23 protein-coding genes are annotated in these 21376 nt (G+C 65.0%); 11 read left to right on the top strand and 12 right to left on the bottom strand.

Features of this window, described 5'->3' with window-relative positions; genetic code table 11:
• Positions 1 to 83 precede the first annotated feature (83 nt).
• Positions 84 to 1547, top strand: coding sequence for a PepSY-associated TM helix domain-containing protein (locus NG1_RS07740; protein WP_084498765.1), 1464 nt, complete (start codon positions 84 to 86; stop codon positions 1545 to 1547).
• 100 nt (positions 1548 to 1647) lie between these two features.
• Complete coding sequence (locus NG1_RS07735) at positions 1648 to 2427, top strand: DUF8020 domain-containing protein (protein ID WP_062969367.1); 780 nt, start codon at positions 1648 to 1650, stop codon at positions 2425 to 2427.
• A 581-nt stretch (positions 2428 to 3008) separates the two neighbouring features.
• Here NG1_RS07735 and NG1_RS36445 read toward each other — a convergent pair.
• The 6 genes from NG1_RS36445 to NG1_RS07710 form a co-directional block, all read right to left on the bottom strand.
• Positions 3009 to 4088, bottom strand: coding sequence for a hypothetical protein (locus NG1_RS36445; RefSeq protein WP_157113906.1), 1080 nt, complete (start codon positions 4086 to 4088; stop codon positions 3009 to 3011).
• A gap of 37 nt (positions 4089 to 4125) precedes the next feature.
• Complete coding sequence (locus NG1_RS36440) at positions 4126 to 4605, bottom strand: hypothetical protein (protein WP_157113905.1); 480 nt, start codon at positions 4603 to 4605, stop codon at positions 4126 to 4128.
• A 131-nt stretch (positions 4606 to 4736) separates the two neighbouring features.
• Positions 4737 to 4946, bottom strand: coding sequence for a hypothetical protein (locus tag NG1_RS07725; RefSeq protein ID WP_062969365.1), 210 nt, complete (start codon positions 4944 to 4946; stop codon positions 4737 to 4739).
• Between the two features lie 260 nt (positions 4947 to 5206).
• Positions 5207 to 5521 carry a hypothetical protein gene (locus NG1_RS07720; protein ID WP_062969364.1) on the bottom strand — a complete coding sequence of 105 codons (315 nt, stop codon included), beginning with the start codon at positions 5519 to 5521 and terminating at the stop codon, positions 5207 to 5209.
• Positions 5518 to 5847 carry a hypothetical protein gene (locus tag NG1_RS07715; RefSeq protein WP_062969363.1) on the bottom strand — a complete coding sequence of 110 codons (330 nt, stop codon included), beginning with the start codon at positions 5845 to 5847 and terminating at the stop codon, positions 5518 to 5520. The genes NG1_RS07720 and NG1_RS07715 overlap by 4 nt, the downstream gene beginning before the upstream one ends.
• Entirely contained in the window at positions 5840 to 6268 is a 429-nt protein-coding gene (locus NG1_RS07710; protein ID WP_062969362.1) for a hypothetical protein, read from the bottom strand. The genes NG1_RS07715 and NG1_RS07710 overlap by 8 nt, the downstream gene beginning before the upstream one ends.
• A gap of 298 nt (positions 6269 to 6566) precedes the next feature.
• Here NG1_RS07710 and NG1_RS07705 point away from each other — a divergent pair, with 298 nt between their 5' ends.
• The 5 genes from NG1_RS07705 (at position 6567) to NG1_RS36435 (ending at position 13098) form a co-directional block, all read left to right on the top strand.
• Positions 6567 to 7760 (top strand): helix-turn-helix domain-containing protein, encoded by a 1194-nt coding sequence (locus NG1_RS07705; protein WP_062969361.1) that lies wholly within the window; start codon positions 6567 to 6569, stop codon positions 7758 to 7760.
• 1045 nt (positions 7761 to 8805) lie between these two features.
• On the top strand, positions 8806 to 9264 hold the full coding sequence (locus NG1_RS07700) for a hypothetical protein (protein WP_062969360.1): 459 nt from the start codon (positions 8806 to 8808) through the stop codon (positions 9262 to 9264).
• Positions 9265 to 9395: 131 nt separating this feature from the next.
• Positions 9396 to 10835: a cell division protein FtsK gene (locus tag NG1_RS07695; protein WP_157113904.1), complete on the top strand. Its 1440-nt coding sequence runs from the start codon at positions 9396 to 9398 to the stop codon at positions 10833 to 10835.
• Positions 10836 to 11168: 333 nt separating this feature from the next.
• On the top strand, positions 11169 to 12905 hold the full coding sequence (locus NG1_RS07690) for a replication initiator (RefSeq protein ID WP_062969358.1): 1737 nt from the start codon (positions 11169 to 11171) through the stop codon (positions 12903 to 12905).
• A gap of 4 nt (positions 12906 to 12909) precedes the next feature.
• Complete coding sequence (locus tag NG1_RS36435; protein ID WP_157113903.1) at positions 12910 to 13098, top strand: hypothetical protein; 189 nt, start codon at positions 12910 to 12912, stop codon at positions 13096 to 13098.
• Here NG1_RS36435 and NG1_RS07685 read toward each other — a convergent pair.
• Positions 13080 to 14630, bottom strand: coding sequence for a recombinase family protein (locus NG1_RS07685; protein WP_062969357.1), 1551 nt, complete (start codon positions 14628 to 14630; stop codon positions 13080 to 13082). The genes NG1_RS36435 and NG1_RS07685 overlap by 19 nt on opposite strands.
• A 414-nt stretch (positions 14631 to 15044) precedes the next feature.
• Between NG1_RS07685 and NG1_RS07680 the strand changes: the two genes are divergently transcribed.
• Complete coding sequence (locus NG1_RS07680) at positions 15045 to 15608, top strand: DUF8020 domain-containing protein (RefSeq protein WP_210750385.1); 564 nt, start codon at positions 15045 to 15047, stop codon at positions 15606 to 15608.
• A gap of 108 nt (positions 15609 to 15716) precedes the next feature.
• On the opposite strand, the gene NG1_RS07675 is transcribed toward NG1_RS07680, so the two are convergent.
• The 4 genes from NG1_RS07675 to NG1_RS07660 all read right to left on the bottom strand — a co-directional run bounded on the left by NG1_RS07675 (position 15717) and on the right by NG1_RS07660 (position 17842).
• The gene (locus NG1_RS07675) at positions 15717 to 16127 is read right to left on the bottom strand and encodes an arsenate reductase ArsC (RefSeq protein ID WP_062969355.1); all 411 of its coding nucleotides are present in this window, start codon (positions 16125 to 16127) and stop codon (positions 15717 to 15719) included.
• A gap of 15 nt (positions 16128 to 16142) precedes the next feature.
• A complete protein-coding gene (locus NG1_RS07670) occupies positions 16143 to 16874 on the bottom strand; it encodes an aquaporin (protein ID WP_062969354.1) in 732 nt (243 codons plus the stop codon).
• Entirely contained in the window at positions 16871 to 17248 is a 378-nt protein-coding gene (locus tag NG1_RS07665) for an ArsR/SmtB family transcription factor (RefSeq protein WP_373686131.1), read from the bottom strand. Before NG1_RS07665 ends, NG1_RS07670 begins: the two co-directional genes overlap by 4 nt.
• 69 nt (positions 17249 to 17317) lie before the next feature.
• Positions 17318 to 17842, bottom strand: a complete 525-nt coding sequence (locus tag NG1_RS07660; protein WP_062969352.1) for an ArsI/CadI family heavy metal resistance metalloenzyme — start codon at positions 17840 to 17842, stop codon at positions 17318 to 17320.
• 97 nt (positions 17843 to 17939) lie between these two features.
• On the opposite strand from NG1_RS07660, the gene NG1_RS07655 reads away from it, so the two are divergent.
• Positions 17940 to 18299, top strand: a complete 360-nt coding sequence (locus NG1_RS07655; RefSeq protein ID WP_062969351.1) for an Rv2640c family ArsR-like transcriptional regulator — start codon at positions 17940 to 17942, stop codon at positions 18297 to 18299.
• Between the two features lie 638 nt (positions 18300 to 18937).
• On the opposite strand, the gene NG1_RS07650 is transcribed toward NG1_RS07655, so the two are convergent.
• Positions 18938 to 19234 carry a hypothetical protein gene (locus tag NG1_RS07650; RefSeq protein WP_062969350.1) on the bottom strand — a complete coding sequence of 99 codons (297 nt, stop codon included), beginning with the start codon at positions 19232 to 19234 and terminating at the stop codon, positions 18938 to 18940.
• A 314-nt stretch (positions 19235 to 19548) separates the two neighbouring features.
• On the opposite strand from NG1_RS07650, the gene NG1_RS07645 reads away from it, so the two are divergent.
• Both NG1_RS07645 and NG1_RS07640 read left to right on the top strand, forming a co-directional pair.
• Positions 19549 to 20745, top strand: a complete 1197-nt coding sequence (locus NG1_RS07645; RefSeq protein ID WP_157113902.1) for a helix-turn-helix domain-containing protein — start codon at positions 19549 to 19551, stop codon at positions 20743 to 20745.
• Between the two features lie 132 nt (positions 20746 to 20877).
• Positions 20878 to 21376 (top strand): SRPBCC family protein (locus NG1_RS07640; RefSeq protein WP_063910295.1); only part of this gene is annotated, 499 nt, incomplete at its 3' end.

The following is a 21376-nucleotide window of genomic DNA, read 5'->3' as shown; positions in this document are numbered from 1 at the left end:
ACGCGCTGTCGCCGTGCCGGTCTGTGCCCGCCCGGAAGTGATTCGCGCCCGAACCGGGTTCCGCCGTCAGAAACGAAACGACCGTGAGTACAACAGAAACAATTTCCGACGCCGACTTATCGGAGCCGTCTGACTCCCCCGGCCCACGCCGGACCACCGCCCGAAACAGCCTGTACGCGCTGACCATGCGGCTGCACTTCTACGCAGGAGTGTTCGTCGGGCCGTTCATCTTGATAGCGGCCGTCACCGGCGCGCTCTACGCCATCTCGCCGACTCTGGAGTCGATCGCGTCGCGTGATCTGCTGACGGTCGCGCAGGCCGGAACACCGAAGCCGCTGTCGGAGCAGGTCGGCGCGGCCGTGGCCGTCCGGCCGGACCTGCAACTCGTCGCGGTCGCCCCGGCCGCGGGCGCCGAAGACACCACCCGCGTGCTGTTCAGCGACCCGTCGCTGGGCGAATCCGAGCGGCGGGCGGTGTTCGTGAACCCGTACACCGCGCAGCCGGTGGGCGACGCCGTCGTGTACGGCAGCTCGGGGGCGCTGCCGATGCGCACCTGGATCGATCGTCTGCACCGCGACCTGCATCTGGGCGAGCCCGGCCGGCTCTACAGCGAGCTCGCCGCGTCCTGGCTGTGGATCGTCGCGCTGGCCGGTCTGGTCATCTGGGTGCGCCGGGTGCGGGGCCGCCGGGCCCGCGACGGCTGGGGATGGCTCTGGGCGGCCGATCGCTCACAGCGCGCGCGGGGCCGCACCCTGAACTGGCACGGCGCGGTCGGGATGTGGGTGCTTCCGCTCGCGCTGCTGCTGTCGGCCACCGGCATGACCTGGTCGACCTACGCGGGTGAGAACATCACCGAATTGCGTGAGCAGCTCAGCTGGACCACACCCGCAGTCGGCACCGCCTTGCCGGGAGCGGTTGCGTCCGAGCATGATTCGGACTCCGACCATCACGGCGGCGGCCACGCGCAGCACGCGCCCGCCGACCCGGCCGAGCGGATCGCCCAGCTGGATCGGGTGTACGCGAGCGCCCGCGCCGAAGGCATCACGCAGGCGGCCGAGATCGCCGTCCCGGCCGCGCCGGGCAAGGCGTTCGCGGTGAAGGAGCGCCGGATGTCCGGCGTCTACACCGTCGACTCGGTGGCCGTCGACGGCGCGACCGGCACGGTCACCGACCGGCTGCCCTACGCCGAGTGGCCGCTGATGGCCAAGCTCACCAACTGGGGCATCCAGTTCCACATGGGGCTGATGTTCGGGCTGCTCAATCAGGTGTTGCTGCTCGCGGCGATGATCGGCCTGATCACCGTGATCGTGCGCGGCTACCTGATGTGGTGGCGCAGACGGCCGACCCGGGATGCGGGCCGGTTCGCCCTCGGCCGGGCTCCGCGACGCGGCGCGCTGCGCAGGTCCTCGCTGTGGCTGGTCATCCCACTGGCGGCCGCCGCGCTGGTGGTGGGGTGGTTCGTCCCGCTGGTCGGATGGAGCCTGCTCGTCTTCCTGGCGATCGACGTGCTGATCGGCGTCGCCGGACGCAGGCGCGCCACCGCGTAGATCCCACATATCCACGGGCGAACGCCCGTTCTTCCACGACCTACCGAACCGCACAAGGTATGGCCGTCGCTTCGCCATGCCTCCGAAACCAAGGATTTCCATGCACATCACGAAACTCGCCCTGGCCGCCGCGTTCACGACCGCTGCCGTGAGCATCTGCGCGGGCACGAGTTCCGCCGCGCCCGCCGTTCCCGCAGACGCCGCGCCCACCGCGCCCGCCGTTCCCACAGACGCCGCGGCCGCGGAGGCCGCCACTACCGAGGCCGCTGCCGCCGGGGGTGTCGGCTTCACCGCCCACGCCACCGAGACCTCCAGCATCATCACCACCGATTCCGGCTCGTTGGTGGTCGAGGACCAGGTGCTGAAGCTGAAGGCCGCCGACGGCACCGTCGTCGCGGGCGCGCCGTTGACCTTCCACCTCGACGAGTTCGAATTCCCCATCGCCGCCGAGATCTCCGAGCGCACCGCGACGCTGACGCCACAGTTCGACCTGGCGCACGCGACCTACAAGCCGGTGGCCCTGCCGTTCGAGGACAAGGCGCCGTGGAAGACCGAGTACGACCGTGAGCAGGCCGCCTGGTCGCGTTTGACCAGCACCGTCGGCATGGGCGCCACCATCGGCACGCTCGTCGGCGGTATCGGCGGCGCCTCGGTCGGCTGCATCCTCGGCGGCATCGCCGGAGCGACCGTCGCCGCCGCCACCATCGTCGGCATGTTCGGCCCGTTCATCCCGGCCGCCGCCGTCGGCTGCCTCGGCGGCATCGTCGCCGTCGGCGCCCTCGGCACGGTCGCGGGCCAGATCCTCGTGACCGCCCCCGTCGCCATCGGCGCGGCGATCATGTACTTCAGCACGATCAACGCACCTTTCAGGGGGCAATGATCTGACCTGCGAATACGTCGTTAGGCAGGGTGCCTGACCTGCGGTTTCACAGGTATGGTGATCTGCGTCACAAAAGGCCCTCGGTGTCAGGACTGGTTGCAGTTCCGGCACCGGGGGCCTAGTGGGGCTGTGGATTGTGTGGCAAGCCCCGCAGGGGCGCGGCAGTGCTAGGTCTGGTGGGGCTGGTTAGTGTGGTGGGTTGGTTGGGGTGGTTCGTGTCCCACCCTGGTTGTGCGCCAGCAGCGCCCCGCCCGCAGCGGAGCGAGGACGGGGTGCCTGGCGCGGCGCGGCGTAGCCGCGCCGTTCTTGATTCTGTAGAGGGAAATTCGGCAAATTCTGTTGGAGGTTTCCTACTTCCCTTTTCTCTTTTTCTTCTCCCCAGTAGGACGCGCCAACTTATCTCCCTGAGCTACAACGAATCTCGAGAACATCCCGCACCCCACTCACCCGCGAATGCTCCCTTGCACCCTAGGACGAGCGGACGCGAAGGGCTGGCACTGCTGCCGCACAACCCAGCGTGCGACCCGAACCCCAACCCCGACCAAGAGGCCGACCACACTTGAGCCGATCGGCTGTGATGGTTATCGGTCGCGGGATAGTCCGCGTGCGCGTTCCTGTCCTTGTCCGGTGCCGCCACGCTCAACGCTCGGTGCAGAACCAGGCGGCTGTCTCACAGCTGCTAGTGGGTGCTGCGCCTGCCCAAGCCAGAGAACTTTTTCCACCTCCGACAGACGGCCTTTCTCGTCCAACTCCTTGAACGCCGCGTTCCGCGCCTTGTTCAGCTCCTGCAAGGAAGCCTCGCGTTCCTTCTCGGCTGCCGTGCGTGCCTCGGCTGCTTCCCGCTCCGCTCTGGCGGCGTCGGCCGCTTCTCGGGCCGCTTGTTCTCCAGCGTCGACGGCTTCCCGTTGCGGGTACTGGCTCGGTGGCGGGAATTCCCGCGCCACCCGTTCGGCCGCCTCCCGTTCCACCCGCGCCCGCTCGGTTTCCGGCGTTCGGCCTGCTTGCCTGACTTGCTCGGCTTGCTCGCGGGCCTGCCGGTCGCGTTCGACCTGCTGCGGGGCATCCGCCCGGCCACGCGCAGCGGCTTCGCGGAACTGCTGCACCTTCCGGAACTTTTCGGCTCGCTCTTGTGCCCGCACAATCTGGCGTATCTTCGCCAACCGTTCCCGCGCGCGGTCGGCTCTATTCAACTCGTACGGCCGGATCAGCTCCAATTGCTGAGATACAAGCGATCGTCCGAGTTGCATTGCGCGAAGTGCGTCGGCGCGAGAAATGACGACGTGCTGGAACTTTTCACCGAAATCGCGTGTCATATCCTGAAGGTCTTTGGCTATTTTGGGAGGAATTTTCTCACCGGCCACTGTCTCCCATCGGCTGTTGGTCAGCATTCCAGCCTCTAGCCCTGCTCGTTCTTTATCTAGCTGTTCGCGAGCATCTATCTCGTTGACCCGTCCTGATTTACGCTCAATCCCTCGCGTACCTCGACCTTCGGTTCGCGCCGAGTCCAGGATGCGCGCACCTGCTGGTGTTTCTAGTCTGAACTGACGGACCCATCCTTTTTCGGGGGTTTCCCCTCGCTCATGCGCCCTGCCGAGTTCGAAAAACAGCCCCTTCTCGTAATTGGTCAGTCTACTGCGGATGGCATCGTATTCGTCGGGCACGGCTGTACCCACCCCCGATTAAGGTGAAGTCAGTTTATTATGTAGCGGTTCGAGATCTCCGCGTCTGACGTACGGCCTCATCGATGTTGTATTCGATCATCTGAGGACCATCATCTTTGAATAGCCGATTCGCTATCCAAACCATGCTACGGGTGTCATCGCCTTGCACAGACGGACCGAATTCGGTGTACAGCGGCGGTCCCCACTCGGGGCGGTTCGTCCATTGCAGACCGCCACGTCGTACATAGCATTCGCCCAGGAATCGAATGAACCCATCGGCGAGTTCGCGATTTACGGTGGCAGTCAAACCCGCCTCCCCGAACAACTCTTTCGCCGCTTCCATCACCTGCGTCGACAGTGGAGGTTTCCACCATGGCGAATCATCATCTACATTCGGAACCGTTGCGGCGAGGAATGCCCGCACCCGAGATTCCATTAGTTCGGGCGCAACCCAATCAAGAAATGCTTGGGTTTTGTCATCGAATTCGATATCGAAACCGATTTGTTCGTCGTCCACTGGACGCGCCTTTCGTGCTGGCTGGATGGGTATGGCGGTTCGAGCAGTCAGTTTCGCGCTCGAGCGCGCCAGCAGGCAAGCGAGAGCCGTAGGCGGGGTGTCGCGCTCGTCGGATGCCCGAAACGGAACCATCATCTCTCCACGTACAGCCGTTCCCCCGGCAACCTCGGCAGACGGCCGGATGCGTCACCAGCCACGGACACCCCGTCTGTGCGGTGCCGTACCCCTTCGTCTTGGACGAAGATCAAAGCGGCAGTGAGGCATGCCGCGTAGTGCAGGTGGTAGCCGCGCAGCCGCACGACCAGGTGCACATCCGGTTCGTTCGGCAGCGGGGAGGTCATCACGTACCCCGCTTCGTGCTGGGAGTATGCATAGGCGGACCTTCCGTGAAAGGGCGTTGCGCGGAAGCGAATAATGTTGTGAGCCAGTTGATTTGAGCCGGATCGGGGGAAGGCTGGCGGGCGGGTTCGGTTGGGCACACCGATGGAGTCCCGTCCGCGCAGCCTTCCCCCTTTCGGGTGCCCCGGCACGTGGCGCGCTTCCCTTGTGGTGCAAAGGGGGACCAGGGGGCGCGTGGGTGTGCTGGGGCGGTCTGGGTGGTTCAGGTGCGGTTAATGTGCTGGCCGATGATCGCGGGTATCAACAGGTCCAGAAAGGTGAGGTCCTCGGCGGCGGGGATGTTTTCGATGATCGGATCGAGCACCGGGGCGGCATACAAGCGGCCGGTGTGCGGCGCGGCGGCAGTGCGGGCGCTGCTGATCAGTTCATAGACCACCATCGCCATCACACGAACACGAGTGGTGTCGCTCATCCCGGCCAGTACGGCGTCCGCGGTGGCGGTCATGAGGGTGCCGACTACGTCGGTGAGAACGTCGAGTTCGGCGGCGGATCGCTCGGCGTCCTGATCATCGGTCATCGACCGGCCTGCGGCTGCCGTTTTGGTGGCGGGGCAGGCTGGGCGGCGAGGTCGGGATAGCGGGTGGGGTCGAACACGACGCGGATGCCGATCCATGGGCATTTCTGCCCTCCGAGTGCGATGTCCATCGGGGAGTCGTGGTCGGCCATGCGACCGCGAACGACCTTCACCATCTGCCCGAAGCAGTTCATCGACGGGCACTTGACCGACAAGACTTCCCCGGTCTGCTGGTCGAAGGTGAACAGGCCGCATTGCTCGACGGTGATCCACGGCTGGCAGGTCGGCCCACACCCGAACGGCATCGCGGTGCTGAGGAGTTCAGGCATACGCCACCGCCCGGCGTTGCCGCGCGTGCTGGGCGGCGCATCCCCGGATGGCCTCGACCACGAGCCGCCCCGGTGGGCGGTAGGCGTCGCGGGGCGGATGTACCCACGCCCGGAACAGGCCGGGGCGCTGGCCAGGTCCGGGCAAGCTGATGCTGCCTCCGGCACGGAGGATGGAAACGTTCAGCCGCGACAACTCCGCATACAACCGGACGTCGGTTGGCAGGTCGGGGTGGGTCAGAAACGTCCAACGCTGATAGCGCGGGTGAGTCAAGACCGGTCCCACACGGTGGTCATGGCGGTGCATCCACGCTTTGACCTCCGCGCCGATGAAGGCGGGCATCATCAACCCACACACCCGGCCCGCACGCAGCGTGATACGCCCCAGATGCGGCGGGTGGACCTCGGCGGGCAGATCACACACTCGTCGGTAGAAATGGCACACCGACAACGGTGTGTCCCCAATCCTTTTCGGCGAATCCATAAACGTCTCCCCTGACTCGAACGATGGTGTGCACCCGACGCCGGGGCCGAACCGCCGGGCTGCACGTCGTCGGGCAATCGGCGGTGCCGGGATGAGGGACCGGCGACACCCGGCGTCGGGGCTTAATCCAGGCTCTGCGCTTGGAACAAGGGTCACAATGGCAGTACTGAGCAGCGGTGTTACAAACTACTAATTCCGAGCCGTCTCGAAGTAGGTTGCGCCCGCGTACCGTTGGCGTATGGGCGCACAACTAGGGGACCGCCTGCGCAGTATTCGCAAACGGCGTGGGCTCACTCAGACCGAACTTGCAGAACGATCCGGCGTATCGGTTCAGCTGATCAGGCTGCTCGAGCAGGGCGCGCAGGAGTCGACGAGAACCGAAACGGCGCGTCGGCTGGCGAGTGCACTCCGGGTCGAAACCTCTGCCCTGATTGTGAAGCCGGATGCCGCCGATCCAGCCGTGACTGATGTCGAGTTGTGGGCCGATGTCCGTCAGGCGCTGGCAGGTATCTATCCGGTCGATGAGTACAGCGAGCCGCCGACCGTCGCCGGTGTCAGCGCAACATTCGCGGAAGTCAAGCCGTTGTTCCGCGGTGGTCACTTCGCTGAGCTTGCCCCACACTTGGTGCCGATGTTGCGCGATGCGGATTATCTGGTCTCCGCAGCGGACTCGGGCACGACCGATGCGCGGAGACTGCGATCTCGGATTCGCCAGATGGTGGCATGGCAAATGTGTCTGACTTGGCAGTTCGACGCAGCAGACCACGCAATCGCATTGGCGCTGGATGACGCGCCGGATCTGCGCGCAGCTGCGCCGTTGGCGGATGCGGATTGCTGGCGATGGATCCGGAAGGGTGATCTGGCCAAGGCGCGCGAGGTTGCAACCAAGTGGGCAGACGATCTCGAACCGCGCCGAATCTCCAAGGCATCGCGGGAAGATCTCGCCGGTTGGGGACTGATGCTGCAACGGGTCTCCACAGCGGCGATACGGGACAACAGACCTGGCGAGGCCGATGACGCGCTGGCTTTCGCCCGTGTAGCGGGGATGGCGATTCGCCACGGTGAACACGATTCGAGAGACGGCCTGCTGCACGCATTCGGCCCGGTCACGGTACAGATGCTGGCTGCGGAGAACGCCATGGTGATCGACAAGCCGCAAGTTACTTTGACGATCGGGGCACAACTGGAGGGAACGAAATACCCTCTTCCATGGCCGTGGCAGCGTCACCGCCTCGACGTCGCAGCAGCACACGCAGCGATGCGGCAGTACCCCGAAGCGCTGGCCGTACTTCAACAGATCCGGCGAGAGCTGCCGGAATGGTTGGTGAAACAGAGATTTGCGCGTGACATCCTCGCAGGCATGATCGAGAAGCGGCGGACGCTCACAGCAGAAGTCCGTGAACTAGCAGACTTCGTGCAGGTCCCATACTGAGCAGCTCACACCGCTACTGGCGAACAGGCCCCGGCGACTTCGGGGTCTGTTGTCGTTCGTGGAGCATGTTTCGGAATGCGAGCCTCGGATTGCTGGCTCCGCCGACGGTGGCGTATATGCGTATGAGTCGGGAATTGTCCTGTATGTCAAGGCGACACGCTGTCATTAACACACCCACCGTGGGTACATTTTGTTTGCTCTCCAAGGCAATTTGACTGCCAGAGTGGCAAATCAAGCTTTTTTCTTGACCTTGGTCCGTTTGCCGGGATTATTGAAGGTAGAAGCATCGGCTAGGGGGACACGGACAGGAAGGAAGCGGCACTGTGTCGGGTTTCCCCGCCCTTGATCGCGACAGCGGTGATGTGGGCTCGCCGGGTCTGTGGCGGCGTACCGGTGCTGTCGCTGTCGCCGCCGCATACGTGTCATGGGGTGCGATCGGGGGATTGCCCACGGATCACCGCAGCGAATGTGGTCCAAGTCACGGAGAACCGACAGGAAACCGGTCGGGCAGGCCACACACTGGAAGTGGGGAATCTGTGGTGGATTCCCCAAAGACGCTGGGACCGTGACGAGCACGCGGTGTCGGCGTTCCGTGCGAGCATGGATAAGAGGACGAACGGAGGTGTTGTCAAGGTAGGAACTTTCAGCTGAGAGCTGACCTGCTTTCGCGGTTGTCCCCCCGCTGCAACGGGGGGACAACCTGAACGAAAAACACTCCAAGAGGCATACGGGTAGCACCACAGCCTTTCGGAGTCCCTCTTTTCATTCGTGTGCAGAAACGGGGTCTCTGCTGTGTCCAGAGTAGTCGATTCACGCTGCGTGCGTTACCGCTCCCAGCGTAAAACCCGCAGCGGTGGGGGTCGTCTGGCTGCTCTGGCCCCCTTGACAACCCGGTGTCGCCGGGGTGTGTGCGGGGGGCGTGATCCGCCGGTTTGGGCTGGTAGTGCCCTTGCGTGCGGTGCGTGGTGCCGCGTGTGGACCGCCGTCCGGTGTGGGCGGGGTCGCTTCTTGAAACAGATTCATCACAACCTGAAAGGCGGCCGTCGTGGCCAACGACAGCAAAACTCCCGACATTCGCAAAACCTTTCGATTCGCTGTGGATTTCGCGGACTTCTTCCGTGAAGGGCTGTACCAGATGGGGCCGGTGCGCCCTGATCTCGAGTACACCGGGAACCCGGACAGACCGGGACCGCAGAAGCGGGACGAGTTGACCGGTGCGCTGGTGTGGAAGGCCACCGTCAGTGATCCGGGTGAGCGCAACGCTCGCCGGGCCAGCTATGAGGTTCTGCTGTTGTCGGACACCGAACCGGAACCGACGACTCCGGAGATCGCGCCGGGCATCCGCCCGATCGCGTTGAAGGAGGTCACCGTTCAGCCGCGCGTCGGCGGGCAGGGCGAATTCAAGTACCTGACCTACACCGTCCGCGCGACGGGATACGCGACCCCACCGGGGTCCGGTAACCGGTCGGCAGGGAGTTCGGGCGCGGGCAAGACCGCAGCCTGATATCTGAATCGGCGGGTCGGCCCTACTCCGATGGGCCGACCCGCCCCAACCAGGAGTAGCGATGCACCGCTCTCAAAGTATTTGTGCTGCAAGCACATTCGATGGAACGCAATTGATGGAGGTTGATGCACGTGGTTCGTTCTGCTGAGTATGAGAAGCCCCCGGCCGGTCCGCCGACGATCATGGATGATCTCGGGCAAGCGTTGATGGCGGTGCTCGAGGCGCTGGTGGTGTCGGCGGTGTATTTGCTGTGGTGGGCACTGCTGTTCCCGATGATCTCGCTACCGATCGCGGCGGCTGGCGCGGCCTGGTGGTGGCTGGGCTGGCCGTTCGGCGTCATCGTGGCGGCGGTCTCGGTCGCCTCGTGGGTGACGTGGTGGGCGTGGTGGCCGTCCTCGTGGCATCGCTGGGTGTGGGGTCGGATGCGGTCACGGTATCTGTCGTGGAAGCGCTACAAGCGGCGCTGGAAGACCCTCACAGCGATACACGGACTGACCAAGATCCTCGACCACGGGGTGCAAACCCCTGGACTGGTGAAGGTCACCATCGGTGATACGGCCGATGAACTGCTTATCAAGCTGGTGGGTAGCCAGACCGTGCAGACGTGGGCGAAACAGTCCGATGCACTGCGGCACGCTTTCGGCGCGGTCGGAGTCCGGGTCCGCAACGCGAAATCCGGGTTCGTGCGCCTCCAGGTCATCCACACCGATCGGCTGATCGATCCCATCCCCTTGCCTCGGGTGGTGCCGAAAACCGTGGACCTGGAAGCACTCACGATCGGCATGACCGAACTCGGGGAACCGTGGCGGATTCGCCTGCTCGGCAACCAGCTGCTTGTAGCCGGGAAGATGGGCTCGGGCAAGGGGTCGGTGGTGTGGTCACTGATCGCCGCACTCGGTCCAGCGATCCGGGACGGGCGCGTGGTGCTGTGGATGATCGACCCCAAGGGCGGCATGGAGTACGGCGCGGCACGAAACTGGTTCGCGCGCTTTGCGTTTGACAACGGACCGATGTCGCTCGAGCTGTTGCGGGACGCTGCGGCGTTGGTGCAGCAACGGGGCGTGCTCTACATGCCCAAGGCCGAACGCAAGATCACCCCGACCGTGGCCGAACCCTTGGTCGTGGTGATCATCGACGAGGCGGCGAGCCTGACCGCGTACTACAGCGACCGCAAGGTGAAAGACGAGATCACGCGGTTGATGGGCATCGTGCTCACCCAATCGCGTGCGGTGGCGGTGCCCATGGTCGGAGCCCTTCAGGACCCGTCCAAGGACGTCTTGGAGCTGCGCCAGCTTTACCCCTACCGCGTTGGTCTGCGCATGAGTGAGCCGACCCAACCGAACATGCTGTTCGGGCCGAGCGGACGGGACCGGGGCGCTCTGTGTGACGAGATCCCCGAAACCACACCGGGGGTGGCCTATGTCGAGCACGAGGAATCGGTGGAGATCACCAGGGTTCGCGCCTACTGGGTGACCGACGACGATATCGAGTGGATTATGCGGACCTACCCGCCGCTACCCCGCCACCCGGACGGCACACCCCGCCTCGAGGACGGCCCCGACCCTGCCTGAGCGGCTGACACCTGCTGTAAACGATCGAAGCAATCAATACCCCGATGACCAGGGGAACCACATATTTCAACACCATAGGTAGCCTGGAATAAGCCGCGCCGGGCGACACGTGAACACCACCCCCTTTGCGAGCGGCACACTCACTCAGCGCGGGCAGCGCAACTCTTTCTTTCTCTATTCAGCGCGGGTAGCGCTCGTGGCAGCCGTACCGGCGGCGTCACCACACTTTCAAATCTGTTCCGGCAGTTGAACTCTCGTTCACATCACGCGACGCCGAACCGGCTGTGCGAGTCGGTTCGGCGTCGCGCCCTCGACCACGGAACAGGGGATCTCATGACAGCCGACAACTTCGATGACCGGCCACACACCGACCAGGACGAACAAACACGGGCCGCGTCGTTCGATGACATAGCCATGCAAGCCGCCCGCACCCACGGCGTGTGCATCCGGCCCATGGTGCTCGAACAAACCGACACCGAGACCGGACGGGTGGAATTCGTGGCCGTGCCCTGCGGCAACACGATGGCCGCGATCTGCCCGGCGTGTGCGGCCAAGGCCAAAGCGTTGCGGCAAACGCAGCTGCGGGAGGGCTGGCATCTGGAGAGCGAGCCAGAAAGGCCGAAACCGCGCCCCACCTTCGATCAGCTCGGGCTGATCCTGTACCGGGCCGATCAGACCGCCGCCTACCAAGACGCTGTCGCTGAGGGCCGCGACAGTGACGCGGCAGAGATACGCGCCGAAATCGACTGGGCGGACAAGCAACTCAAAGCGCTCGGTGCGCGGGGCAAACCACCCTCGCCGGAACCGCCGGCCGCGCTGGCACCGGAAGAGGCCGGCGAGGATGGCGCGGACGATCCTGACGAGTCGGGGCCGGTGGGTCGTTCGACCAGGCGGCCCGAGGGGATGCCGGAGTTGCCTCGGCTGCCGATCCATTCCCGCACCATCGGGCGGGAATACGCCGGACGGTACAAACCCTCCACGTTCGTCACGCTCACCCTGGACAGCTACGGGCCGGTGCACCGCGACGACGGCACACCGATCGATCCCGACAGCTACGACTACGCACGGGCAGCGTGGGACGCCATCTGCTTCGCGGCGTTGTTCGACCGGTGGATACAGAACCTACGCCGCGCGGTCGGCTGGAACGTGCAGTACTTCGCCACGGTCGAACCGCAACGGCGCGGAGCCCCCCACATCCACATCGCGATCCGCGGCAGTATTCCCCGCCGCATCTTGCGGCAGGTCACCGCTGGGACGTATCGGCAAACCTGGTGGCCTCGGCGCACGGAGATGATCTATCGGCCGGATCGGGTGCCGTTGTGGGACCGCGCACAGCGCACGTTCGTCGACCCGGACACCCGGCAGCCGTTGCAGTCCTGGGACGACGCAATCGCTGTCATCGGCCCGGAGGACGATCCGGCGCACATGGCCGTGTTCGGCTCCCAGATGGACATCCGGGGCGTTCTCGGGGGCACCGAGGAAGCCAAGCGGCATATCGGATATCTGTGCAAGTACCTCACCAAGTCGGTGGATGAGGTCCTGGAAGCGCGGACGGCGCGTCAGCAGACGCACTACGACCGGTTGCATGAGGCGTTGTGCCGTACTCCGTGTTCGCCTCGGTGTGCGGTGTGGCTTATGTACGGGATCGTGCCCAAGGCCGCGAAGTCACGGATGCAACCGGGCCAGTGCCGGGGGCGGGCGCATCGGCGGACCACGCTCGGGCTGCCGGGGCGGCGGGTCCTGTGCTCGCAGCTGTGGACGGGCAAGACACTGGATGACCACAAAGCCGACCGCATCGAATTTGTTCGGCAACTGCTCGCACAGGTGGGTATCGTCCGGCCTGCCCGCGACCCACACCGCTACACGTGGAACACCATCGCCCCCGGCACCCGAATACCCTCGCGCGCGTATCTGCTCATGCACGCCGTCGCAGAACGTCTCGGTTGGCGCGCGGAGTACGAGAAAGCGCTACTCGCCTCGCAGCATCCACCAGAACCCACCACAGAACAGATGGGTTACTCCCCGCAACCGGGCGCGGTCGATGTTTCGGCAATCGAGGCCGACGGGTGATGTCATGGCCGAATCGCAGCAGAAGCAGCGGCGGGAATGGACCTCTGAAGAACTTGCGTATCTCGATGAGGTGCAACAACGGCTGGCGGGGCCGCTGACGCAACACCAGCTAGGGGTATTGCGGCGGTGGTGGAACGGCGGCTATGCATCGTCCCACCACCGGGACGGCGCTGATCAGGCGACCAGCGGTTGAATGTCGATCGTTTCCACACCGGGCCGTCCGCCGAATCCGCGACGCTTACCGGCGGGGTGGATGGTGATCGCCAGCAACGATCGAATGATGTCGCGTTTGGCCTGCAACGGTGTCTGCTCGGGGTCATCCCACTTCGCGCGGGCATCCGGCCCTGCTGCCGACACCACGTGTGGCATCGGCATCGCAGCTTGCGCGCGCGCCTCGGCGGCCTTGATTGCGGGCAGCTTGCGGTCCTTGTACTGCTTGATCTCGGCCGGGGACAGGTCGGCGTCGATCGCTTCGGCCAACCATTTCTCATACGCCTCACGCAAGCGTGTGGCCTCCTCGGCAGCGGCGTCGGCTTCGGCGTCGGTACGCTGCAACGCCAGCAACAGGGCGGGGTCTTCCAGCTTCCGTAACACCGTCTCTTCCACAAGATCGTCCACCAATTGCGCGTTCCGGGAGACACAGAACCGTGAGCAGTCATACACCCTCTCCCGTGGCTGGACCGGCTGCCTGGACCGCAACGCTCCGCCGCATTTGCCGCATCGCGGGATACCCGACAACAACCAGCGCGGTGCACTGCCTCGGTGGCTGATCCGCTTCGGGTCCTCGAACAGCGCGACCAGCGCACGATGCTGTTCGAGGGTGATGATCGGCTCCCACGTGGCCGTCACCGTTTCCATCACTCCGTTGTCCTTGTTGCGGTGGGCTCGCAAACCGGCGATTGTCGGGTTCATCAACACACGCCGGACGGTGGCGACATCCCAGCGAGTCATCCAGTCCTTTTCACATGGGCAGTGGCGGCGGTCTACCGGTTGCAGGACCTTGCGCCCCTCAGTCACCGAGCACACCCGGCACGGCAACGCCATGCCCGCACTCGGCACCGGGACGCCCTCACTGGCCAGCCAACGGCACACACTCCGCGTTGACTCCGAAGCCAGAATCCGCCGCGCCATCTCGCGCACGATCGGCGCGTGAACCTCATCATGAACGCGTTCCACCGCCCTACCGCGCCGGTAAACGATCCGATACCCGTACGCCTCTCGGCTGTGCGGTTTGCCCTCGAGGAAGTTTTGCCGCAACTGTTGCATCGAATCGAATCGGTTCTGCTCCGGTTGGAACTCGTTGTCCACCGCCTCTTGGGCGAGCACCCGCCGATCGTGCGGGTTGTTCATGTCATACAGCTGCCCGCCCGAGTACCAGTAGACCCCCAACCGGGCACACATCTCTCGCAGGATGGCGAAATCCAACAGTTGGCGATTCGCACGCGACGACGAACGCGTCACCAGCACCCAGCGCTTACCGTCCGGCGCACTCCGCGCCAGGCCCTCAACCAACTCCTTATAGCCGGGCCTCTGCTTGACCGTGTGCCGTGTCGCCCCGATGTCGGTGTCAGTCGTGACACGCGGGTCAGCCCATCCGAACCGCTCGCACTGCTCCCGACCCCACCGAACCTGCTGCGGCACGGAGAGACCCTTGTTCTTGTCTTGCGAGTTGCGCCCGTAGATCCACGGCGCTAGATCAGGAAAATCATGAGGATTCAGAGGCATATCCCCACGGTACGACGTAGACACCTCTTTTCGAACTTGTCCACGATCAACTCGCCCATGCCCAAGGCACCCGAACCCCAGAAGTAATCTTTTCGCCCCGGCCCCGGCCCCGGCCCCAGCTCCAGGGCCCGGGGCTTCGGCTCGAGCCGGGGAGGAGTATCGATTTCCGACCCGGTCCATTCTCCTGAGGAAGAATCAAAGAGCTTGCGCGCGGTAGAGCTTCGCCGGTTCAATGCCGCCGAGTAGCAAGCGGAGGGGGGCCGCGACGCCGATGTTTAGGGGAAAAATCCGACCGCGAATACGAAAATTTCTCATACCCGATACCTATCGACAGTGCTCAGGTTGAGGGTGAAAGATTATACGCGACGGTCACTGTCGCCCGTCCGGGGGAAATCCAACAACATCGTCCGATGATTGGACTTCCAAATGTTTATCAAGAAATTGGTGGCTACCGCCCTGTTGGCCGTCGCGTCAACGGGCATAGCAATGGCCACAGCACACGGTGAGGGCACCCTGGCAGACCTCACGATGAACGGGGTGGATGGGCCGATTTCCTACACGACAACGCTCGCAGCGGATCACCGCACCGCTACGGTCGATCTGTCTTCGGGACGGTTCGAAGTCACACCGGCAGCGGTCAACGTGCTCTCCGACGAGGGCGCGATCGTCGGTGCGATCCCGACGACACTGCGTATGGAGACCGGTCAGAATTTCAGCGTCATACCGTCGGTCGATCCGTCGGCTAGGACACTGACGCTGACACCGGCGGCCGGTGTGCCGTCACCCGGCGCGGTCGCACCCGAGGTGCAGGGCCTGATGCACGACGCCCTGTTCGGCGGCGCCGTGCTCGGCGCGGCGATCGGTTGCGCGATCGGCATTGCCATCGGTATCTGGTTCTTCGTCGTCGGCGCCGTCGTCGGTTGCGCGGTCGGCGCTGCCATCGGTGCCTGGATCGGCTTCTTCTTCACGCCGTTCTGATCGATACGGAGGACCGAATTCCAAGTATCCACACAAGCCGGGCGGGTCACGAACCCACCCGGCTTTCTCTGTGAAAATGCGCCTGGTCCCGATATGCGGCGGGCTACGTCATATCGTCGCTATCGCGAGGTCGGCGAGCAGGGTGCGTACATGTCGTTCGATCTGGTGGCGGATGGCACGCACGGTGTCGTGATCTTGTCCGGCGGGGTCGTCGAGTTTCCAGTCGAGATAACGTTTTCCCGGATAGTAGGGGCAGGCGTCACCGCAACCCATGGTGATGACGACATCGGAGGATTCGACGGCTTCGGGGGTGAGGATCTTCGGTTTGCGATCGGTGATATCGATGCCGATCTCGCGCATGACATCGGCGACGACGGGATTGATGCGGTCGGCGGGCGCGGAGCCCGCCGAGCGGACTTCGACTCGGTCGTGCGCGAGGTGAGCGAGCAAGGCGGCGGCCATTTGGGAACGCCCCGCGTTATGGACGCACACGAATAGCACGGTTGGTTTGATCGACATTCGGCTCGGCGCCTTTCAGTGGGTGGCGGTGGTGTCGCCGGGAACGACGGCGTTGTCTGCGGCTGTCGCGGCGGTGGCCGGGTAGAGGACGGTGACGAGCGCGAGGCCGATGAGCGCGCCGACGATCTGGGCTGCGATGTAGCCGGGCGCGGAGGCGGGCGCGATTCCGGCGAAGGTGTCGGAGAAGACGCGGCCGACGGTCACGGCGGGGTTGGCGAAAGAAGTGGAGCTGGTGAACCAGTAGGCGGCCCCGATGTAAGCGGCGACCGCAGCCGCCGACAGCGCGGCGCGCCCGGATCGCGCGAGGGCGAAGACGACCGCGACGAGTCCGGCGGTGGCGACGACTTCTGCGATGAGGTGTCCGCTGGTTATGCGGTGCTGCGTCGAAATCTGCACTGCCGGTCGGTCGAACATGACGTTCGCCAGGATCGCCCCGCTGCCGCCGCCCGCGACCTGGGCGGCGACGTAGCCGAGAAGATCTCCGCGCGGTAGACCGGTGCCGTGGCGGCGACCCAGTAACCAGTCCGCGAGGGAGACGACCGGGTTGAGATGGGCGCCCGAGACAGGGCCGAAGACCAGGATCAACACCGCGAGTCCGAGCACGGTCGCGGTGGAGTTCTCGAGCAATTGCACGCCGATGTCGTTCGGGGACAGCTGCTGGGCGGCGATGCCGGAGCCGACCACGACGGTCACCAGTAGTGCGGTGCCGAGGTATTCGGCCAGCAGCCTGCGCGCCAGCTCGGTCATCGCGCCGCCGCTTCGGGAGCGGCGATATCCAACAACTGGGACAGCTGCCGCAGCGCTGCGGGTTCGACGCGGTAGTACACCCACGATCCGCGCCGCTCACTGCTGAGCAGCCCGGCTTCGCGCAGCACTTTCAAGTGGTGGGAAATGGTGGGCTGGCCGACATCGAAGCCCTCCGCGAGTTCGCAGACGCAGGCCTCCTGCCCCGCGCGGCTGGCGACCGTCGACAGCAGCCGCAACCGGACCGGATCGGACAGTGCTTTGAAAATGCCCGCCAGCTCCACGGCGGCGCCGGTGGTCAGCGGACGACGGACCATAGGCGTGACCTCACACGACGGTGAGGTCACGCCGATCAGCGGTAACTCCGATTTCGACACTCGTCGATATTGATGTATATCGAATCCACGGGCAAGCGAACACTCGGTGAACCCGTGCGCCGTGCCGGATCAGTTGCAGCAGGTGACGCCGGAGGCGATTGCCGCTTTCTTCGCATTCGAGCCGCAGCAAGCACCTTCGGCGGCGGCTTCCTCGGCGGTGCCGCAGCATGCCTGAACCGCTTCGGCGTCGGTGAGCCCGGCCGCGCCGGCGGGGGCGGCGCCGAAAGTGTCGCTGTCGGCGAGGACGGTGTAGACCTCCCAGCGCTCGGCGTCCGGGGCCGTGACCCAGACCTTGTCCTGGGTCGCGAAGCAACACGTGGTGGCGATCTGCTCCTCGGTGAACAACCCCGCCTCGGACAGACGGCCGATCTCGGCGTGCACCCGGTCGGAGGACTCGACCTCGACGCCGAGGTGGTTGACGCTGCCGCCGTGGCCGGGGTTCTCGATCAGCACGAGTTTCAGCGGCGGTTCGGCGATGGCGAAGTTGGCGTAGCCGGGCTTGCGCTTGGCGGGCTCGGCGCCGAAGAGCGTCGAGTAGAACCGCACGGCCCGATCGATGTCGTCGACGTTGAGGGCGAGTTGGATACGGGACATGACTACCTCCACTTGTGTGACATATATCGAAGAACCGGTTCGAGCCGAGTCTGCCACCTTTTCGACATATGTCAATGGAGTCGGTAGGGTTGATCGCATGCCCAAGACGCTGCCCGTGATCGACATGTCCGCCCCGGTCTGCTGCCGGCCGGTCGCGGCCGCGCCGGTGGACGACAAGGCCGCGCTGGAAGTGGCGTTGCGGTTGAAAGCGATCGCCGACCCGGTGCGGGTGAAGCTGCTGTCCCTGCTGTTGACCAGCGCTCCTGGCGAAGAGAACGGCGGCGACCTCGCCACAGCGGTGGGACTGTCGGAGTCGACGGTCAGCCATCATCTCGGCCAGCTCCGCAAGGCCGGGCTGGTGGAGTCGGAACGTCGCGGCATGAACACCTTCCACCGCGCCCGCCGCGACGCCCTGGCAGCCCTTTGCGTAGTCCTCGACCCCAACTGCTGCCGCTGAACGCGCTCCCTGGAGAGGTTACTTCGGGATCATCGGCGGGCGTGTACGTTTCGCTGCCGTCGCAGGTGCAGTAACTGAAGGAGGTTCCGCCGAAGTTCTTGCCCGAGGAGTTCAGCGAGCCGGACATCGCTTCCACGAACGCGGAGAATCGCGCCGAGTCACTGGACTCCTCCTCCGCTATCCTGGCGGCATTGTTTGACCAGCCATCGTATTGCTGGATCAACGAGCCGGAAGGCGCCGGTGTACCGGCTGGGAAAGCGATGGCCTCGTAGACACGAGGGCGGTCGCTGAATCCGGTCATCGTCCAATAGATCGATGAGGCGTCGCCACGATCGGTGGTGTTGTTGCCGTCCGCCGTGTGGAGGACACCGCACGCGTGGACGTCCAGGTTCAAGCCGAGGCGGCTCAGCCAGCCCGGTAGCGAATCCGCGAATTGGTCGAGACATGTGCTGTCGTTGCTGTTGTTCTCTTCCGCCCCGGTGGCCGCGATCACCCTCCTCGACTCGATGGTCATGTGCACTCGCCATTACGCAAGCGGTCATTGCCGCATCCACAAGAATGGCGCTGCGCGTTCTCGGATGTCTTCGCACATTTCGGGTGGTCCTCGCACCTGGCCCGAGGTGGCTGCGCGAAGGGCGTCAGGAGGTGTGCCGGTTGACGAGGAGGGGGATCAAGAGGTCGAGCGGGGACAGGTCGGGGGCCGCGTTTTCGACAGGATGATCTAGGAGGGGGGCGGCGTAAAGGCGGCCGGTGTCGGGTCCGGACACGGTTCGGGCGCTGGCGATCAACTCGTAGAGCACGATCGCGACCACGTGGGCGCGCTGATCGCTCGGGTGGCGGCCCTCGCACGCGTCGACCGCCAGTGCCGCGTCGACGGCGACGATGACGTCGGTGAGAACGGCTATCTCGGCTTCGGCGCGTTCGTCGTAGATCATGCGGTCGCCTCTGGGTCGCGCTGGTGGTCGTCGACCGCGGCGGGGCGACGGAGCGTCCCCATCAGGAATTTTCTGCACTGACAGGCCCTTCGCGATCGTCGGTCGAGCCGGGACCGGGGACGCGACGCCACCCGCACGAGGTGTCGTGCACGATTCGGACGTCCCGTCCCACAGGGTTCGGTTGTGCGACAAGGTTTCCCGGTTCCAGGTACACAGGTCACAATGCCGGGGCAAAATGCCTGGTGGAAGGCAACGGACACGCAAGTTCGAGCAATCGGCAGCAACGACCGTTCAGCAGGGGCAGAGGGGGCACCGTGGCAGAAGTGACGATGTGGACCGGCGCGGATGTGAAGACGCTGCGCCACGCGTGCAGGTTGACGCAGAGCGAACTCGCGGACCTGCTGCGTTGCGGTCAACGGACGGTGAGCTTTTGGGAGAGTCGACCGGACCGTCACATAGGTATCGGTCATCAAGCGCGACTGGACGGCGTGTTGAAAGATGCGGACCATGGGGCGCAGAAGCGTTTCCGGGCGTTGATTGGAGACCTGGACGTGAACCGGCGACACTTCATCGCCGCTACCGGCGCGGTCATCGGCGTGGCGACGATGAGCAGAAGCAGTGGTTGTCCGACCGTCACGTCCGACGCGATCGGCCATCTGCGCAACACCGTGCACTCCGCCCAACTCCTGGACGACCAGCTGGGGTCGGACGCGGCGCGACCGATCATCGAAGCCCAAGCGCAGACATGCGTATCGCTGCTGCGCGACTGTCCGGCGAGTCTGCGCCCGGCACTGCAATCGCTGACGGCGGAGGCCATGGCCAGCAGCGCGTGGTCCGCGTGGGATCAGGGCGATCTGGTCGACGCGGACAAGCGGTTTCGAATCGCCTATCAGCACGCGGACGAATCCGGTGACCCCGATATCGCGACCGGCATCCTCTGTCACAGAACCCAACTGGCGGTTCAGATGCGCGAATTCCGAACTGCCGCCGCCCTCGCGGACGGAATGCTGCGGCCGCAGGTGAAGGACGGTCGCGTCGACGACTTCCGCAAGCTGTGCGCCGCGCAGGCATTCGCCTCCGACGGACGGAACTTCGACGCGTGGCGACAGCTGCTTCGAGTACGCGACGAATTCACCGAGCAGACGACTCCGGACGAGTCGTACTGCTACTACCAGAGCGCGTGGACGACCGGCGCCATGACCGCCCGCTGCCTGGAAACGGGTGGCGAGCTCGAAGCGGCGGCCGACACGATCGACGGCGTGCTGGGACTGATTCCGGTCCATGCGGCCCGCGACCGGGCCTTGTGGAATCTCAGCCTCGCGCGACTGACCGTGCCACGTGACCTCGACCGCGCGTGCGCGGCCGCCAGGCATGCCATCGACCTGGCCGCGCGGAACACCTCGCCGCGGCTGCGCCGGGCATACACCGAAACCCGGGCAGGATTCGAACCGTGGGCCACGACACAACCGGTCCGGGAGCTGGACGTTTACGCGGCGACCGTGCTGGTGTAGACCGCGCCTGTTTGTCCTCCCACCCCTCGGGTAAGCGATGAATGTCCCGAGTCGCCCCCAAGGGAGCGCTTGTCAACCGAAAGACGCCCGTCCACGCGAGATGGTGTGGGTGGGCGAGGAAAGGGGTAGCAAGTGAGCACAATGGCCGCCACGGTGGACGTCGAGGTTCCGGTTCGTACCGCCTACAACCAGTGGACGCAGTTCGAGTCGTTTCCGCATTTCATGGAGGGTGTCGAAGCAGTGGACCAGCTCGACGACCGGCACACGCACTGGCGTGTCCATGTCGGCCCGTCGACGCGTGAGTTCGACGCGACGATCACCGAGCAGCATCCCGACGAACGGATCGCCTGGAAGTCCGACAGCGGACCCAAACACGCGGGCGTCGTCACTTTCCATCGGCTCGACGACACCCACACCCGGGTGACCGCGCAGATGGACGTCGACCCCGAAGGGTTCGTGGAGAACGTCGCCGACAAGCTCGGGGTGCTGAAGCACCGCGTGAGCGGTGACCTCGAGCGCTTCAAGCACTTCGTCGAAGAACGAGGCAGCGAAACAGGCGCTTGGCGCGGTGATATTCCGCGACCGGGCGCCGCGGACACCGCCACGGAGCGCGGCGCGACTCCCCGCCCCG

The organism is Nocardia gamkensis NBRC 108242 (assembly GCF_001612985.1).
Taxonomy (GTDB): Bacteria; Actinomycetota; Actinomycetes; order Mycobacteriales; family Mycobacteriaceae; genus Nocardia; species Nocardia gamkensis.
Note: the sequence above shows the minus strand (reverse complement) of the source record. Positions and strands in the feature narration are given on the sequence as shown.

What these genes read in the sequence shown, in the direction of transcription:
- NG1_RS07735 (WP_062969367.1), top strand. Translation starts at nt 1,648, where the DNA reads ATGCACATCACGAAACTCGCCCTGGCCGCCGCGTTCACGACCGCTGCC.
- NG1_RS07725 (WP_062969365.1), bottom strand. Translation starts at nt 4,946, where the DNA reads ATGACCTCCCCGCTGCCGAACGAACCGGATGTGCACCTGGTCGTGCGG.
- NG1_RS07720 (WP_062969364.1), bottom strand. Translation starts at nt 5,521, where the DNA reads ATGACCGATGATCAGGACGCCGAGCGATCCGCCGCCGAACTCGACGTT.
- NG1_RS07715 (WP_062969363.1), bottom strand. Translation starts at nt 5,847, where the DNA reads ATGCCTGAACTCCTCAGCACCGCGATGCCGTTCGGGTGTGGGCCGACC.
- NG1_RS07705 (WP_062969361.1), top strand. Translation starts at nt 6,567, where the DNA reads ATGGGCGCACAACTAGGGGACCGCCTGCGCAGTATTCGCAAACGGCGT.
- NG1_RS07690 (WP_062969358.1), top strand. Translation starts at nt 11,169, where the DNA reads ATGACAGCCGACAACTTCGATGACCGGCCACACACCGACCAGGACGAA.
- NG1_RS36435 (WP_157113903.1), top strand. Translation starts at nt 12,910, where the DNA reads ATGGCCGAATCGCAGCAGAAGCAGCGGCGGGAATGGACCTCTGAAGAA.
- NG1_RS07685 (WP_062969357.1), bottom strand. Translation starts at nt 14,630, where the DNA reads ATGCCTCTGAATCCTCATGATTTTCCTGATCTAGCGCCGTGGATCTAC.
- NG1_RS07675 (WP_062969355.1), bottom strand. Translation starts at nt 16,127, where the DNA reads ATGTCGATCAAACCAACCGTGCTATTCGTGTGCGTCCATAACGCGGGG.
- NG1_RS07670 (WP_062969354.1), bottom strand. Translation starts at nt 16,874, where the DNA reads ATGACCGAGCTGGCGCGCAGGCTGCTGGCCGAATACCTCGGCACCGCA.
- NG1_RS07660 (WP_062969352.1), bottom strand. Translation starts at nt 17,842, where the DNA reads ATGTCCCGTATCCAACTCGCCCTCAACGTCGACGACATCGATCGGGCC.
- NG1_RS07655 (WP_062969351.1), top strand. Translation starts at nt 17,940, where the DNA reads ATGCCCAAGACGCTGCCCGTGATCGACATGTCCGCCCCGGTCTGCTGC.
- NG1_RS07650 (WP_062969350.1), bottom strand. Translation starts at nt 19,234, where the DNA reads ATGATCTACGACGAACGCGCCGAAGCCGAGATAGCCGTTCTCACCGAC.